Source organism: Kocuria sp. U4B, from assembly GCF_054875615.1.
In genome coordinates this window covers 1,758,845-1,773,649 of record NZ_CM142180.1, presented here as the reverse complement: position 1 = coordinate 1,773,649, position 14,805 = coordinate 1,758,845, and the positions used below count along the sequence as shown (strand labels likewise).

The following is a 14,805-nucleotide window of genomic DNA, read 5'->3' as shown; positions in this document are numbered from 1 at the left end:
CGTGAACGCCACCGCACGGAGCTCGGCGGACGAGACCACCTCCCCGGTGCGGGAGCTCGTGGTCCCGGACCCGTCGAGCTCCGTGCGGTGGCACCAGCACGACTGGCCGCACCCGCTGGCCCGCTGGCACTACCACCCCGAGGTGGAGGTCCACCTCGTCCGGGAGAGCTCGGGCACGACGATGGTCGGCGACTACGCCGGGCCCTTCGACCCGGGCCACCTGAGCCTCATCGGCTCCTACCTGCCCCACAACTGGATCTCCCACCGCGACGACACGGAGGTGGTGCGCAACCGGGACGCCGTGCTGCAGTTCGACCAGGAGCGCTTCTTCGCCGCCGCCGAGGCGCTGCCGGAGCTGGAGTCCCTGCGCCCGCTGCTGCGGGCCGCCGCCCGGGGCATCGAGTTCCTCGGCCGCACGGCCGCCGAGGGGGCGGCCGCGCTCGAGGCCGTCGAGGGCACCTTCGGCCTGCGGCGCCTGGCCGCCGTCACCGAGCTGCTCGGCGTGCTGGCCGAGTCCCCCGAGGCCGAGCGCCGCTACCTCGACAGCCACGGCGGCACCTACCGGCTGGACGCCGGCGAGGCCGAGCGGTTCAACCGGGCGCTGGGCTACATCACCGACCACCTCGCGGACCGGATGCTGGTCCAGGACGTCGCCGACGAGGTGGGCCTGAGCCGCCCCGCCTTCTCCCGGCTCTTCGCCAAGGCCACCGGCGTGGGCTTCAGCCGCACCGTGATCCGCATGCGCGTGACGGAGGCCTCCCGGCTGCTGCGCAGCACGGACCTGTCCGTCGCGGAGATCTGCTACCGCGTCGGCTTCACCAACCTCTCCAACTTCAACCGCCACTTCCGCGCCACCACCGGCACGACGCCGTCCCGCTACCGCCGGATCGACCGGACCTGACCGCCGCACGGCAGCCGCCCCGCCGGCCGGGGCCGTGGGCCCGGGACCGTAGGGTGGGCTGATGACCTCGACGACGACCGTGGCTTGGCTGGAGCGCCACCAAGTCGCCCTGTACCTCGCGGCGATCGCGGCGGCCGTGCTGACCGGCTGGACGGTCCCGGGCGCGGAGGCCCTCGGCGCGGCGATCACCCCGGTGCTCGGGCTGCTGCTGTTCGCGACGTTCCTCGCCGTGCCGTTCACGGCGCTGGGCCGGGCCTTCGCCGACCTCCGCTTCCTGGGGGCGGTGCTCGGGCTGAACTTCCTGGTGGTCCCCGCGGTGGTGTTCGTGCTCTCGCGGGCGGTCGCCGACCGGGAGGCCCTGCTGCTGGGCGTGCTGCTGGTGCTGCTGGCGCCGTGCGTGGACTACGTCATCGTCTTCACCGGCCTCGCCGGGGGCGCGGCCGACCGCCTGCTCGCCGCCTCGCCGCTGCTGATGCTGGCGCAGACGCTGCTGCTCCCGCTCTGGCTGCTGCTCTTCGCCGGCCCGGCCGCGGTCGCGACGGTCGACCCGGGCCCCCTCGCGGAGGCGTTCCTGGTCCTCGTGGTCCTGCCCCTGCTGGTGGCCGCGGCGGTCCAGCGGGCGGCGCCGCGGCTCCTCCTGGCCCGCCGGGTCGACCGCGTCATGGGCGCCGGGATGGTGCCGCTGATGGTCCTGACCCTGTTCACCGTGGTCGCCTCGCAGGTGCGCGGCGTGGGGGAGCGGGTGGCCGAGCTCGCGGCGGTGCTGCCGCTCTACGCCGGGTTCCTGGTCCTCATGGTCCCGCTCGGCCTGCTGGCCGCCCGGGCCGCCCGCCTGGACGTCCCCTCGGCCCGGGCCCTGGTGTTCGGCGGGGCCACGCGCAACTCGCTCGTGGTGCTGCCGCTGGCGCTCGCGCTGCCGGAGCGGCTGGCGCTGACGCCGCTCGTCGTCGTCGCCCAGACGCTCGTCGAGCTGGTGGGGATGGTCGTCCTGGTCCGGCTCGTGCCCCGGCTCCTGCCCGGCCGGCGGGCCGTTCCCGGGCGCCGATGAGCCCCGCCCGGGGCGTCAGGCCGCGACGCCCACCTGGATGAGGGTGCTCCAGGGGTCCTCGAGGCGCAGCACGGCCCCGTCGTGGCGTGTGGTGATCCGGTGGTCCCTCAGCCGCGCCTCGAGGGCGGCGACGTCGTCGGCGGTCGGCAGGTCGATGTTGACCTGCCCGAGGCCCAGGGAGGCCGCCCGGGGGCCGGCCCCGGCGCTGTGCCAGGTGTTGAGCCCGATGTGGTGGTGGTAGCCGCCGGCGGCGACGAACAGGGCCGAGCCGATGTCGGCCATGACCTCGAAGCCGAGGATGTCCACGTAGAACCGCCGGGCGAGGGGGATGTCCCCGACCTGCAGGTGGACGTGCCCGAGGCTCGCCCGCGCGGCGGTGGGGCGGCCCAGGTCCTGCTCGCGCAGGTGGGTGCTCAGGAAGACGGTCGGGTCCAGGGGGTTGGAGGCCATGGTGACCAGGCCGCTGGGCTCGCGCCGCCACGTGTCCCGGGGGCGGTCGGCGTAGAGCTCGACCCCGTTGCCCTCGGGGTCGTCGAAGTAGAAGGCCTGGCTGACGAGGTGGTCGGCGCTGCCCGTGAACGACGTCGGCGCCACGGCGGCGACCGAGGCCAGGGCCGCGGCCAGCGCGGGCTCGTCCTCGAAGAGGACCGCGGTGTGGTACAGCCCCGCCTGCCCGCGCCGGGCCGGCGGGAGCTCCCGGACCTGGCGCAGCCGCACGACCGTGCGCCCATGGCGGCCCAGGACCGCGGTGTCCCCGGCGTGCTCGAGCACCTCCAGGGTGATCGCGCCGGTGTAGTAGGCGAGCATCGTGTCCAGGTCGGCGACGAGCAGCTCGACGGCGCCCATCCGGGTGCCGGCCGACAGCAGGTCCTCGGCCGGACGCGGCTGCAGGGAACGGGGGTCGGGGTGCTGGGCGAAGATCGGCATGGGACGGCTTTCCGTGGTGAGGACCGGAGGCGACGGCGCCCCCGCTTGTTGATACATCCTCAAGAGTAGCGCCGCGAAGGTTTCCGGTGCAAGCAAATGTTCTCGGGTGGGGCCGCCGGCTCGCTCGGTCAGAGCAGGAACACGAGCAGCAGGATGATCCCGACGATGACCAGGCCGAAGATGCCCCAGTTCTTGAGGGCGCCCGGATCGTCGTCCTCGACCCGGCCCGGGTGCGGGGCCGGAGGGCCGGCGGGCGGTCCGTACATCGGCGCCCGCGGCGCCGACGGCCCCGCGGGGCCCCCGACGGGCGGCACGCCGCCCGGGGCCCAGCGGGGGGCCTCGGGCGTTCCCGCGGGCGCCGACGGCGGCGCGGCGGCCGCCGGTCCCGCAGGGCCCGCAGGGCCCGCCGCTCCCGGCAGCACCTCGCCCGACAGGGCCGGCCCGTCGGCCCGCGTGCGCTTCTCGGCCTCGCGCAGCACGGCCACGAAGCGCTCCAGCGCCGGGGAGCCGTCGTACTGTCCCGACATCAGCCGCTCGGCGCGGCGGCGCACCTCGCGGAAGACGCGGCCGTCGTCGTCGATCCCCAGGTCGCGGGCCGCCTCCGCCACGGCGATCGGGGGCTGGTCCGGCAGGGGGCGGGTGGCCCACTCCAGCAGGCCGGTCAGCAGGGGCCGCTGGAGGACGGGGGCCGCCGCGGCCCGCGCCCCCGGCACGCGGGTGAGCTCGAGCAGCCCGCGCGGCGGGGCCGACGGGCAGCCGGGCACGTCGCCCGGCGTCGACGCGGCGCGCTCGAGGTAGTGCCTGTCGTCGAACAGGGTCGCGAGCAGCACGGCGGCGGCGAACCGGTCCGCCTCGCCGGCGGGGCCCTGCGCGGTGCCGTCCCAGTGGGCGGCCAGCGCCCGGCGGGCGGGCTCGCCGGCCAGGCGGATCCGCAGCTGCGCGTCCTCGGGGCCGCGCACGGTCTCGGCCGGGTGCTCCACCGCGTGGCGCACCTGCGGGTCCAGTTCGAAGTCCATGGGGTCGCCTTCCGTCGTCGTCCGTGCCCCCATCGTCTCAGACGCTCCTGGGGGACACCCTCGTGCGAGCCGTGCCGCGGCTTGTAGGCTGGCCGTCCCGCAGCACCCCGATCCGAGAGAGCCCGAGAGAAGAGGACTGCCATGACCCACCGCAAGGACGGCGCCGACGACGGCACCGCGAAGGTGCGCGCCATCATCAAGAACACCCGCATCGCCCTGCTCACCCACGTGGACCCCGAAGGCCGGCTCGTGGCCAAGCCGATGGCCACCCAGGACGTCGACTTCGACGGCACCGTGTACTTCATCGCCGAGCGCGACTCCGACCAGGTGCAGCACCTCCAGCAGCGGCCTGCGGTCAACGTCGCCTACGCGGGCGACGGGGCGTGGGTCTCCCTCGCCGGCGCCGCCCGCGTGGTGGACGACGTCGCCAAGCTCAGGGAGCTGTGGGACACCTTCACCGGGGCGTGGCTCGAGGGCGGGCCGGAGAACCCGAACAACGTGCTGATCGAGGTCACCCCGGACACGGCCGAGTACTGGGACCAGCCCGGGGGCCACAAGCTCACGCAGGTGGCCAACCTGCTCAAGGCCTCGGTCACCGGTCGGCGGCTCAAGGGCGACAACGAGGTCGTCGACCTCTGAGCGTCCCCGCCCGCACCGGCCGCGGCCGCCCGGTCCCGCGGGACCGGGCGGCCGCGGCCGGTGCGGGGCTGGGCTCAGGCGTCCTGGGCGGGGTCGGTGCTCTCGCCCAGGATGTCGTCGAAGGCCTCGCGCACGGCCTGCCGGGTGGCCAGGCGCACGCTCGCGGCGCTCTGCAGCTCGGCGGTGTCGGCGTCCGCGATGCGCTGACGCTCCTCCTTCTCCTGCTCCAGGGCGTGGTCCCGGGCCTGGCGGATGCGGTCCATGATCTCGTTGGCGTCCATGCTCCCAGCCAACCACGGATCCTCCGTTTTCGACAGGGGGCTGATGAACGTCGTGCGCAGTCATCTTCGGCGCCGGCACGGGGGCCGGCGGTAGGATCCGGCCATGACTGGTGCACTGGTTCGCCCCCGCCACGGCAAGCTCGTCGCCGGCGTCTGCGCGGCCCTGGCGGCGCGCCTCGGCCTGCCGACGTTCCTCGTCCGCCTCGGCTTCGTGGTCTTCGGGCTGGTCGGTGTCGGGGAGCTCGTCTACATCGCCCTCTGGATCATCATCCCGCAGGCGCCCTGACCACCGGCGCCCTGACGACCGGTGCCCTGACCGCCGGAGACGGGCCGGCCGCGCGGGAGGCCACCCGGCGGACCGGCCGAGCTCGCACGCGTGGTGCAGGTCCCCGGGGACCGCGCCCTCGACGACCGTCCGGGCGAGGGCCTCGCCCAGCGCCGGGGCCTGCTTGAACAGGTTGTGCCCGGCCAGCGCGGTGACGCCGTCCTCGGACCAGATCCCCACACCGTCGTCGCCCCACGGCAGCCGGGTCACCCAGCAGTGCACGTGGCCGACCGGGGCCGGGTCGAGCCCGGGCAGGGCGCGCTCCACGTAGGCGACCGTCCGCTCGACCAGCGCGGCCAGGGCGCCGGGGTGGGCGACGCCCCCGTCGGGGTGGACACCGGTCGTCCCGCTCAGGCCCACCGAGAAGTGGCGGCCGTCGGGGTACGGCGCCGCGTACACGCCCGTCTCGCCGAAGGCCCCGCTGCCGTCCTGGAACGTGGGCAGCCCGTGGGCGGTGCCGGAGCGCACGGCGAACGTGGCGCGGGCGTGGGCGGCGGGGGCCACGGGCAGGGACAGTCCCGCCCCGCGCGCCAGGGGAGCGGTGCCCCGGCCGGCGCAGAGCACCACGTGGTCGTAGGCCTCGACGCCGGTGCCGGTGCGCACCTCCACGCGGTGCGGCCCCGCGCGCCCGACCGCGAGGACGTGGTCCTGCACCAGGGCGTCGCGCAGGCGCCCGGTGAGCGCCCCGACGGCCGCGAGCGTGCGGATGGCGCCGCCGTCGACGTCGAGCATGGCCGGGCCCGTCCACCCGGCGAGCAGGGGCAGGCGCTCGTGCAGCTCCTCGGGCGCCAGGCGGCGGGCGCGGACCTCCGGGACCTCCTCCAGCGCCCGCAGCTTGTCCTCGACGCCGTCGCCGATCACCACGGCGCGGTCGGGGGAGATCAGCTCGACGCCGAACTCCCGTCCCCACTCCCGCCACAGGGAGCGGCTGTGCGCCACCAGGGCGACCAGCCGGGGGTCCTCGTGGGCGTGGCGGAAGATCCGGGACCGGCCGGCGGACTGCCCGCCGCCCGGGGTCCCGGACTCGTAGAGCGTCACGTCGGCCCCCCGGCGGTGCAGGGCCTGCGCCGTGGAGAGCCCGACGATCCCGGCGCCGATCACCGCAGTCCGTGTCATGACCCCGACCTAGCGGGAGCCGCCGGGGGAGGACGGGTCCGCGGGTGCGGCCTCCGGGGTGCCGCCGACCATGACGACGGCGCTCGCGGCCACGACGAGGGCCATGCCCAGCAGCTGCGGCACGGCGAGGACCTGGTGGAGGACCACGAGCCCCGCCAGGGCGGCGACGGCGGGCTCCAGGCTGAGCAGGACCCCGAAGACGGCCGGGGGGATGCTGCGCAGCGCCAGCAGCTCGAGCGAGTAGGGCAGCACCGAGGACAGCAGTGCGATGCCCACGCCCCCGGCCAGCACGCTCCCGGTCAGCGCGGGGGCGTGGGCGGTGGCGATCCCCACCGGGGTCACGAGGGCGGCGGCGACCACGAGGGCGACGGCGAGCCCGTCCAGCTGGTCGAAGTGCCGTCCCGCCGAGCGGCTGCCCAGGATGTAGGCCGCCCAGCCCGCGCCGGCCAGCGCCGCCCAGGCGATGCCGCCGAGGTCCAGCTCCCGCCACGGCACGGTGAGCGCCTGCGAGATGAGCACGACGCCCGCGAGCGCCGCCACCACGGCGGCCATGTCCCGCAGCCGCCGGGACAGCACCGCCGAGAGGGCGAGCGGGCCCAGGAACTCGATGGTCACGGCGACGCCCAGCGGCAGCGTGGCGAGGGACTGGTAGAACGCGAAGTTCATCCCCGCGAGGGACGCCCCGAAGAACAGGCCCGCCCGCCAGGCCTGCCCGCTCCGCCCGCGCAGCCGGGGACGGATCACCGCCACCATGAGCACGGCGCTGATGAGCAGGCGCATGGTCACCGTGGCCGAGGCCCCGATCAGCGGGACGAGCACGGCGGCCAGGGCGCCGCCGAACTGGACGGAGACGACCGCGGCCAGCACGTACAGGGTGGGACGCAGCTTCGTGCCGGGGGATGAGGCGAGGGTGGTCACCCGTTCAGGGTAGGGGAACGGCCCGGCCGCCCCGGTGGGTGCCGGGGCGGCCGGGCCGTGGCCGCGGGAATCGGGGCCGCGGGAATCGGGGCCGCGGGAATCGGGGCCGTGGGGGTCAGGCGGCGAGGGCCAGGGGGGCGTGGCGCAGGCGGCACCCCTCGAAGGGGAACAGCCGGCGCACCCCCGTGCCGGCCTCGAGGATCCAGAGGACGCCCAGGTGGGGCGCGACCTGCCCCACGGTGCCGATGTAGCGCTCGTAGTCCTCGTCCCAGATCTCGACCCGGTCCCCGGATCGGACCTGGCTCAGATCGGTCGTCCACTTCTCAGCAGCGGTCATGACGCCACCTCCTGTCCTGATGCGTGTCGTGGTCAGCGTCGTGCTGACCCCTCCATGATGAGGCCGTTGTGTGGCCGGGAGATTTCCGGGACGCGGCCACTCGGTGCGGGGGCTGTTGAGATCCGTCACACCCCTCCGGGCGGGCAACCTCCGGCGGTTGCCTCTGCCGGGACGGAGGGCGGGGGATGTGGCGCGGGTCCCGCAGGGCCGGTGAAATTAAACACGTCGTCCACAGGGCGTTCTTCCGCTGTAACATGCCCCCGGCCGGGGCGTTCAGGCGTTCCGCACTAGGCTGGCGGCCATGGGCAACTACGCGGTGATCGGCGCCGGACTGATGGGCGCCGCCACGGCATGGCAGCTGGCCTCGCGCGGCGAGGAGGTCGTGCTGCTCGAGCGCACCGTCCCCGGCAACGACCAGGGCTCCTCCCACGGGTCGGCCCGCATCTTCCGCTACGCCTACGCCGACCCGTTCTACGCCCGGCTCGTCGTGCGCTCGGAGCGGCTGTGGGAGCAGGTGGAGCGCGAGTCCGGCCGGGAGCTGCTCCTGCGCTGCGGGGCGGTGGACCACGGGCCCGGGCGCGACCCGGAACAACTCGCCCGGGTCCTCGACGACGCCGGCGTGGAGCACGTCCTCTGCACGGCCGAGCAGGCCGCGGCCCGGTGGCCGCAGCTCCTCTTCGACACCCCCGTCCTGTACCAGCCGACCGCCGGGGTGCTCGACGCCGGGTCGACCGTGGAGGCCCTGGTCGGCCTCGCCGTGGCCGCCGGGGCCGAGCTGCGCACGGACTGGCCGGTGTCCCGGATCCGGCGCACCGGCGCGGGCTTCACGGTGCACGGGCCGCAGGGCGCCACGGTGGAGGCCGGGCACGTGGTGGTCGCCGCCGGCGGCTGGCTGCCCGACCTGCTGGGCGAGCTCTCCCTGCCCCCGGCCTTCCTCGGCGCGCTGCCGCAGTTCACGGTCCGGGAGGAGAACGCGTTCCACTTCCCCTACCGCGACCTCGAGCAGGCCTGGCCCACGCTCATCCACGACGCGGCCATGCCCGTCTACGGCCTCCCCGGCGGCCGGGACGCCGGTTTCGCGGGCCTGAAGGTCGCCGAGTACAACGGTGGGCGGGTGATGGCCTCGGCGGCCCGGCGTACCGGGGTGGTGGACCCCGGCAACCGGGACCGTGTCGTCGAGTACGTGCGGCGGTGGCTGCCGGGGGTGGTGCCCGAGCCCTACGCCGAGACCACGTGCCTGTTCACCACCACCCCGGACGAGCACTTCGTCCTGGACACCGCCGAGGGCGTCACCGTGGTCTCGGCGTGCTCGGGTCACGGCGCGAAGTTCGCCCCGCTCATCGGCGTGCTGGCGGCCGACCTGGCCACGGGTGCGGCCGGGGTCCCGCCGGTCCTCCGCCCCGGCACCGCCGCGTCCGCCCCCTGAGCCGGCTCCCGGGGGCGGACCCCGGGAGCGGCCCCGCGTCAGGGGCCCACGGCCCCGACGTCGCCGTCGTGGGTCGCCGCCCCCCGGCAGCGGACGGTGGGCCCCGGGGCCGGCACCGCCGGAACGCGGCCCGCCAGGACCCGGCAATTTGACCCCGCTGCGCTACGGGTGTGAGCTGGCCACGACACCCGACGTCCCGTGCAGGAGGATCCCCGTGCCCGAGTGGCTCGCCGCAGGCGGTGCCGGTCTGCTGGCCGGAGGCGCGCTGCTGCTGGGCAGCCTCATCGCCTGGTTCGTCGCCGTCCCGGCCGGGCTCGTCGCCGCCGTGATGGCGTTCGGCTCCGGCGTGCTGATCTCCGCGCTGTCCTTCGAGCTGGTGGAGGAGGCCGTGGCGCAGGGCGGCCTGGCCCCCACGGCGTGGGGCTTCCTGGCCGGCTCGGTCGTCTACGTGGCCCTCAACGTCCTGCTGGCCCGCCACGGCGCGCGCCACCGCAAGCGCTCGGGGACGCAGCAGCCCTCCCCGGCCGAGCAGGGAGGCAGCGGCGGGGCCATCGCCATCGGCGCCCTGCTCGACGGCGTGCCCGAGTCCATGGTGCTCGGGCTGAGCTTCCTGGGCGGGTCCGGCCTGAGCCTGCCGATGTTCGCCGCGGTGTTCATCTCCAACGTCCCGGAGGGGCTCTCCAGCACCGCCGGGTGGAAGAACGCCGGGCGCGGACCGGGCTACGTCTTCGGCATCTGGGGCTCCATCGCGGTGGCCTCGGGCCTGGCCGCGCTCGCCGGGTACCTGCTGCTGGACGGCGCCGCACCGGCCACCCTCGCCTTCGTCAACGCGCTCGCGGCCGGTGCGATCCTCGCCATGATCACGGACACCATGATCCCGGAGGCCTTCGAGAAGGCGGCGCTGTACTCGGGGCTCATCGCGACGCTGGGCTTCCTGGCCGCGTTCAGCCTGCACTCGCTGGGCTGACCGGGCCCGTCCGGCGTCGCGGCGGGGCCGGACAGGGAGGAGCCCCGGTGCCGTGGTCGGCACCGGGGCTCCTCGACGGCACTGTGGTCAGCGGCCGTCCGTGAAGTTCTTCGCCGCGTCCTTGACCTTCTCACCGGCCTGCTTCGCGTCGGCGGAGGCCTTGTCCGCAGTGCCCTCGGCCTGCAGATCCCGGTTGTCCGTGGCGTCGCCGAGCTTCTGCTTGGCGGTGCCGGAGGCCTTCTCCGCGGCGTTGTTGATCTTGTCTCCGAGTCCCATGGGCTCTCCCTCCGGTCGGTGAACAGGTCACTCAAGACTAGACCTCGCGGCGTGCCGGGGGAACGGGCCGGCGCCGGGTTATCCGCTGGGCGAACGGATGAGCGGTCCGCGCCGGGTCAGCGCTCGGGCACCTCCAGGCCCGCCCCGGCGACCCGCTCCCGCAGCCAGCCGGGGATCCTGCGGTCCATCCGCCGGTGGCGGGCGAGGTGGCGCCGGTACTCCTCGGCCGCGACCGGGTGCGGGGCGTGCGCGGGCAGCAGCGGCTCGTCGTCGTAGTTGAGGATGAGCTCCACCCCCGGGTGCGCCCAGCGCCGCCCGGACACCGTGACGATCAGGGTGGCGGACAGCCACGTCCCGTCCACGAGGTCGGCGTAGTCCTCCTGGAGGGCGCGGACCAGCCGGCGGGGCCTGCTGCGCCGGCCCGTGACGTCCACGGCGTGCGAGGTGGTGGTGCCGCCGCGCACCTCGCGCACCTGCAGGCGCACGTCGCGGCCCACGCTGAGCACGTCGAGCACGAGGGCGTCCCAGCCGGGCTCGGCGCCGTGGGTGCGGGTCAGCCAGCGGGCGAGCCGGTCGATGGTCCTGCGCTGCCGGTCGCTCTGGAGTCTGTCGTTGCCCACGGCCCCCACGCTAGCAACCGCCCGGTCCGCCCGGACGGCCGGCTCCACGGCCCGGTGCCCGGCGGCGCCGGGATCACTGGTAGGAGACGAACCAGGGCTTCGGCGTGAGCGCGAACGTCTGCTCGGGGGTGAACGTGGGCGTGTCCTCGTCGTAGAAGTTCTTCCACGCCATCCGCATCCCCTTGGGCAGCCCCTGCTTCAGCCGCTCCCACGTGCCCCGCTTGAGCTCCGGGGTGCCGTGGCCGTCGGCGTGCAGCACGAGCGCGAGCTCCGGGTGCGTGGTGTCCACGAGGTGGCGGTCGGTGATCATGGACTCCGCGAACTGGTGCAGGACCACGACCTTCTGCGGCAGGTCGTGCTCGCGGGTCAGCCGGGCGAGCCAGGCCGTCGTCGCGTTGACCTCCGCCGCGTCCACGGTCCCGATCTGGACGAGGTGCACCTGGTCCGGGCCCAGGCGCCACTCCGGGTCCAGGGCGAGCCCCACGTTGGGCAGCTTCAGCAGCTCCTCGTACTGCCGCGCCTGGCTGGTGAAGTCCTGGCGGCCCGGCTGCAGGTCGAGCACCACGTAGACGTCGTGCTCCGCGGCGGTCTCCACGAACGGGCGCAGCTCGTCGACCGTCATCTCGTCGGAGTAGTCGCCGTCGGGACCCGGCTCCGCCGACGCCGTGGTCGTGATGATCTCGAACGCGGGGACCACCGGTTCGGCGCTGTACGGCTCGTACTGCGCCGCGAGCTTCTTCGCCCGGGCGACCGACTCCTCCGGGCCCTGCTCGCCGAGCACGCCCAGCGCCGGCATGCCGGGCCGGCCGTAGAGGGCGACCATCCGCCGGCCGGGGAACACCTCCGTGCCCCCGCCGACCAGCTCCGCGCGCTCCTCCGTGGGGCTCGGCGTGGGCTCGGGGGAGGACGCGGAGGAGGTGGACGGCGACGCCGCCGCGCCGGCCGGTCCCGGCGCGGCGGTGCCGCTCCCGGCGTCCGGGGCGCAGCCGGCCAGCAGCAGCCCGGCGCTCAGGAGCACGGCGAGCAGGCGGCGCGGGGCGGGGCGGCTCACCGGGCGTCCTGGGCGGGGGTGTGCGCGGCCGGGTCCGGATCGCCCAGCTCCTCGAGCAGGCGCAGGCCGGAGCGCGCCCAGGCGATCTCCTGCTCGGCCCGGGCCATCTGGCCCTCGTAGGCGTAGACCTTGAAGCGGGTGATCCGCTCCCACTGCTCCTCGGGGTTCGCGGCCAGGCGGCGGGCCAGCGTGGGACTGGTGCGGTTCTGGAGCCCCGCGATCTGCTCGAGGGCCTGGCGCCGCTGCTCCTCGTAGTGCGCGATGTGCGCGCGCAGCTGCTCCGCCGCGGCGCCCGGTGCGGCCCACTCGAAGTAGGCGGCCTTCAGGTGGGCGGGGTCCCGCTCCCGGACGTAGGTCAGCGGCTGGTCCTGCCACGCGCGCAGCGCCCGCTCGCCCTCGGGGGTGATCGTGTACTCCGTCTTGGTGGCCCCGCGCGTGCCCCACGGCACGGCGCGGCTCGAGAGTAGGCCCTCGGCGTGCATCTTGCGCAGCTCCGGGTAGATCTGGGAGTCCGGCGCGTGCCACACGTGGCCCACGGAGGTGCTGAACTGCTTCACCACGTCGTAGCCCGTCATGGGGCCCGAGGACAGCAGCGCCAGCAGGGCCGAGCGGAGACTCACGGGGTGGTCCTTTCGCAGCGGGCGGGTCGGTCGTAGGACGAGCCTAGCCGGAGGCCCGCCGTTCCAGGGGTTGGCACTCACTATGAACCTAGGTATTGTGTGTTCCACGTCACCAACTATCTATGTAGATAGTGAGTACAGTGTGCTCTCCCCGGACCGCTCAGCAGAGGACCGCGCCATGACCGTCGCCGCGACGAAGACCACCACGACCGCCAAGCTCCTGTCCCACCCGCTCAACGCCTGGTACGTGGCGGGATGGGACCACGAGCTGACCAGCAAGGGGATCCTGGCCCGCACCGTCGCCGGCCGCCCGCTGGCCCTGTACCGCACCGAGGAGGGCCGAGCCGTCGCCCTGGCGGACGCCTGCTGGCACCGGCTGGCCCCGCTGTCGCAGGGCAAGCTGGTGGGCCGCGGGGAGATCCAGTGCCCCTACCACGGCCTGCGCTACAACGCCGCCGGCCGCTGCACCTCGATGCCCGCGCAGGAGACGCTGAACCCGTCCGCCACGGTGCCGTCCTTCCCCGTGCTGGAGCGCTACCGCTACGTCTGGGTCTGGCTGGGCGACCCCACCCTGGCCGACCCCGCGCTGGTCCCCGACATGCACCAGCTGGACAGCCCCGAGTGGGCTGGGGACGGCGAGACGATCCACGCGCCGTGCAACTACCAGCTGGTGCTCGACAACCTCATGGACCTCACCCACGAGGAGTTCGTGCACTCCTCCTCGATCGGGCAGGAGGAGCTGTCCGAGTCGGAGTTCGAGGTCACCCACGACGAGCACTCCGTGACCGTCACGCGGTGGATGCGCGACATCGACGCCCCGCCCTTCTGGCTGAAGAACATGCGGGACAAGTTCCCCGGCTTCGAGGGCAGGGTCGACCGCTGGCAGATCATCCACTACTACTTCCCGTCCACGATCTGCATCGACGTCGGGGTCGCCGAGGCCGGCACCGGGGCGCCCGAGGGCGACCGCTCCCGCGGCGTCAACGGCTACGTGATGAACACGATCACGCCGGAGACGGAGCGCTCCTGCCACTACTTCTGGGCGTTCATGCGCAACTACCGGCTGGAGAGCCAGCTGATCACCACGCAGCTGCGCAACGGCGTGCACGGCGTGTTCGGCGAGGACGAGGCCATGCTCCAGGCCCAGCAGGCCGCCATCGACGCCAACCCCGACTACGAGTTCTACAACCTCAACATCGACATGGGCGGCATGTGGGTGCGCCGCCTGCTCGAGCGGGCGCTCGAGGCCGAGGGCCGTCTCGCCGCCGTGGACGCGGCGGCCCCGGCCGCCTCCGGCCGGGCCTGAGGCAGGAGGGACCACCGTGGCCGATTCCCGCTCCGAGGTGTGGCAGAACGCCGTCGTGGACTCCGTCGAGGAGGTCGCCGCCGGCATCCGCCGCATCGTCCTGCGCCCCGAGCTGCCCCGCCCCGCGAAGCCGGGCGAGCACGTCGACGTGCGCGTGCTCATCCACGGCGAGCAGGCCGTGCGCTCCTACTCCGTGGTCGACGCCACGGACGACGGCGGCCGGCTCGCCATCAGCGTCTTCCGCACTCCCACCTCCCGGGGCGGGTCCGTGTTCATGCACGGGCTGGTGCCCGGGCAGGTCCTGGAGATCACCCAGCCCCTGCAGAACTTCCCGCTGCGCGTCGGGGCCCCCTCCTACGTGCTGCTCGCCGGCGGCATCGGCATCACGGCGATCGCCGGGATGGCCGCGCTGCTGCGCCGGCTCGGGGCGGACTACCGGCTCGTCTACGTGGCCCGCTCCCGGGCCGCGATGGCCTACGCCGAGGAGCTCGCCGCCCTGCACGGCGAGCGCCTGGAGGCCCACGTCGACGACGAGGGCACGTCCCTGGACGTCGGGGCCCTGCTGGCCGGGGTGCCCCGGGACGCCGAGCTCTACATGTGCGGGCCCATCCGGCTCATGGACGCCGTGCGCCGCGGCTGGGCCGAGCGCCGGCTCGATCCCACGAACCTGCGCTACGAGACCTTCGGCAACAGCGGCTGGTTCGAGGCCGAGCCGTTCGTCGTGCGCGTCCCGCGGCTGGGCGTCGAGACCGTCGTCGGCTCCGACGAGTCGATGCTGGAGGCCCTCGAGCGGGAGGGCGTCGACATGATGTCCGACTGCCGCCGGGGCGAGTGCGGGCTGTGCCAGGTGAAGGTCCTCGACCTGCACGGCACGGTCGACCACCGGGACGTCTTCTACTCCGACCGGCAGAAGGCGCCGAACACGAGGATGTGCTGCTGCGTCTCCCGCGCCGTCTCGGGCGCGGCCGGGGACGCCGGCAGCCGCTCCGCCGCCGTCGTGACCGTCGACGTCCCCTGACCCCCGGCCCCTC

Annotated in this window: 17 protein-coding genes and 1 pseudogene; 8 read left to right on the top strand and 10 right to left on the bottom strand. The window is 74.7% G+C overall.

Going from position 1 to position 14,805, the window contains the following annotated elements; all coding sequences use genetic code 11:
• The first annotated feature begins 1 nt into the window (after position 1).
• Positions 2-901 carry a cupin domain-containing protein gene (locus ACYSMR_RS08425; protein WP_461747924.1) on the top strand — a complete coding sequence of 300 codons (900 nt, stop codon included), beginning with the start codon at positions 2-4 and terminating at the stop codon, positions 899-901.
• Positions 902-962: 61 nt separating this feature from the next.
• On the top strand, positions 963-1,949 hold the full coding sequence (locus ACYSMR_RS08420) for an arsenic resistance protein (RefSeq protein ID WP_309125877.1): 987 nt from the start codon (positions 963-965) through the stop codon (positions 1,947-1,949).
• Between the two features lie 15 nt (positions 1,950-1,964).
• Here the strand turns inward: ACYSMR_RS08420 and ACYSMR_RS08415 are convergent, their stop codons facing one another.
• Complete coding sequence (locus ACYSMR_RS08415; protein ID WP_461747923.1) at positions 1,965-2,876, bottom strand: VOC family protein; 912 nt, start codon at positions 2,874-2,876, stop codon at positions 1,965-1,967.
• A gap of 128 nt (positions 2,877-3,004) precedes the next feature.
• Positions 3,005-3,892, bottom strand: coding sequence for a hypothetical protein (locus ACYSMR_RS08410; protein ID WP_461748056.1), 888 nt, complete (start codon positions 3,890-3,892; stop codon positions 3,005-3,007).
• A 141-nt stretch (positions 3,893-4,033) separates the two neighbouring features.
• Here ACYSMR_RS08410 and ACYSMR_RS08405 point away from each other — a divergent pair, with 141 nt between their 5' ends.
• On the top strand, positions 4,034-4,531 hold the full coding sequence (locus ACYSMR_RS08405) for a pyridoxamine 5'-phosphate oxidase family protein (RefSeq protein WP_461747922.1): 498 nt from the start codon (positions 4,034-4,036) through the stop codon (positions 4,529-4,531).
• Between the two features lie 74 nt (positions 4,532-4,605).
• Here the strand turns inward: ACYSMR_RS08405 and ACYSMR_RS08400 are convergent, their stop codons facing one another.
• Entirely contained in the window at positions 4,606-4,812 is a 207-nt protein-coding gene (locus ACYSMR_RS08400) for a hypothetical protein (RefSeq protein ID WP_461747921.1), read from the bottom strand.
• Positions 4,813-4,915: 103 nt separating this feature from the next.
• On the opposite strand from ACYSMR_RS08400, the gene ACYSMR_RS08395 reads away from it, so the two are divergent.
• Positions 4,916-5,098 carry a PspC domain-containing protein gene (locus ACYSMR_RS08395; RefSeq protein WP_251332834.1) on the top strand — a complete coding sequence of 61 codons (183 nt, stop codon included), beginning with the start codon at positions 4,916-4,918 and terminating at the stop codon, positions 5,096-5,098.
• A gap of 141 nt (positions 5,099-5,239) precedes the next feature.
• Here ACYSMR_RS08395 and ACYSMR_RS08390 read toward each other — a convergent pair.
• The 3 genes and pseudogenes from ACYSMR_RS08390 to ACYSMR_RS08380 form a co-directional block, all read right to left on the bottom strand.
• Positions 5,240-6,253: pseudogene (locus ACYSMR_RS08390) on the bottom strand (NAD(P)/FAD-dependent oxidoreductase); the annotation flags it as partial.
• 9 nt (positions 6,254-6,262) lie between these two features.
• Complete coding sequence (locus tag ACYSMR_RS08385; protein ID WP_461747920.1) at positions 6,263-7,171, bottom strand: EamA family transporter; 909 nt, start codon at positions 7,169-7,171, stop codon at positions 6,263-6,265.
• Positions 7,172-7,286: 115 nt separating this feature from the next.
• On the bottom strand, positions 7,287-7,508 hold the full coding sequence (locus ACYSMR_RS08380) for a hypothetical protein (protein WP_251332832.1): 222 nt from the start codon (positions 7,506-7,508) through the stop codon (positions 7,287-7,289).
• A gap of 301 nt (positions 7,509-7,809) precedes the next feature.
• On the opposite strand from ACYSMR_RS08380, the gene ACYSMR_RS08375 reads away from it, so the two are divergent.
• A complete protein-coding gene (locus ACYSMR_RS08375; protein WP_309125749.1) occupies positions 7,810-8,934 on the top strand; it encodes an FAD-dependent oxidoreductase in 1,125 nt (374 codons plus the stop codon).
• 214 nt (positions 8,935-9,148) lie between these two features.
• Positions 9,149-9,901, top strand: coding sequence for a ZIP family metal transporter (locus ACYSMR_RS08370; protein ID WP_251332830.1), 753 nt, complete (start codon positions 9,149-9,151; stop codon positions 9,899-9,901).
• Positions 9,902-9,988: 87 nt separating this feature from the next.
• On the opposite strand, the gene ACYSMR_RS08365 is transcribed toward ACYSMR_RS08370, so the two are convergent.
• The 4 genes from ACYSMR_RS08365 to ACYSMR_RS08350 all read right to left on the bottom strand — a co-directional run bounded on the left by ACYSMR_RS08365 (position 9,989) and on the right by ACYSMR_RS08350 (position 12,468).
• A complete protein-coding gene (locus tag ACYSMR_RS08365) occupies positions 9,989-10,177 on the bottom strand; it encodes a CsbD family protein (RefSeq protein ID WP_251332829.1) in 189 nt (62 codons plus the stop codon).
• 116 nt (positions 10,178-10,293) lie between these two features.
• The gene (locus ACYSMR_RS08360) at positions 10,294-10,797 is read right to left on the bottom strand and encodes a hypothetical protein (protein WP_309125751.1); all 504 of its coding nucleotides are present in this window, start codon (positions 10,795-10,797) and stop codon (positions 10,294-10,296) included.
• 73 nt (positions 10,798-10,870) lie between these two features.
• Positions 10,871-11,848, bottom strand: coding sequence for a hypothetical protein (locus ACYSMR_RS08355; RefSeq protein ID WP_251332827.1), 978 nt, complete (start codon positions 11,846-11,848; stop codon positions 10,871-10,873).
• Positions 11,845-12,468 (bottom strand): PadR family transcriptional regulator, encoded by a 624-nt coding sequence (locus ACYSMR_RS08350; RefSeq protein ID WP_461747919.1) that lies wholly within the window; start codon positions 12,466-12,468, stop codon positions 11,845-11,847. Before ACYSMR_RS08350 ends, ACYSMR_RS08355 begins: the two co-directional genes overlap by 4 nt.
• Before the next feature lie 178 nt (positions 12,469-12,646).
• Here ACYSMR_RS08350 and ACYSMR_RS08345 point away from each other — a divergent pair, with 178 nt between their 5' ends.
• Together ACYSMR_RS08345 and ACYSMR_RS08340 are read left to right on the top strand one after the other, a co-directional pair.
• Positions 12,647-13,774, top strand: coding sequence for an aromatic ring-hydroxylating dioxygenase subunit alpha (locus ACYSMR_RS08345; RefSeq protein ID WP_309125752.1), 1,128 nt, complete (start codon positions 12,647-12,649; stop codon positions 13,772-13,774).
• 16 nt (positions 13,775-13,790) lie between these two features.
• Positions 13,791-14,792 (top strand): PDR/VanB family oxidoreductase, encoded by a 1,002-nt coding sequence (locus ACYSMR_RS08340; RefSeq protein ID WP_461747918.1) that lies wholly within the window; start codon positions 13,791-13,793, stop codon positions 14,790-14,792.
• The last annotated feature ends 13 nt before the right edge of the window (positions 14,793-14,805 follow it).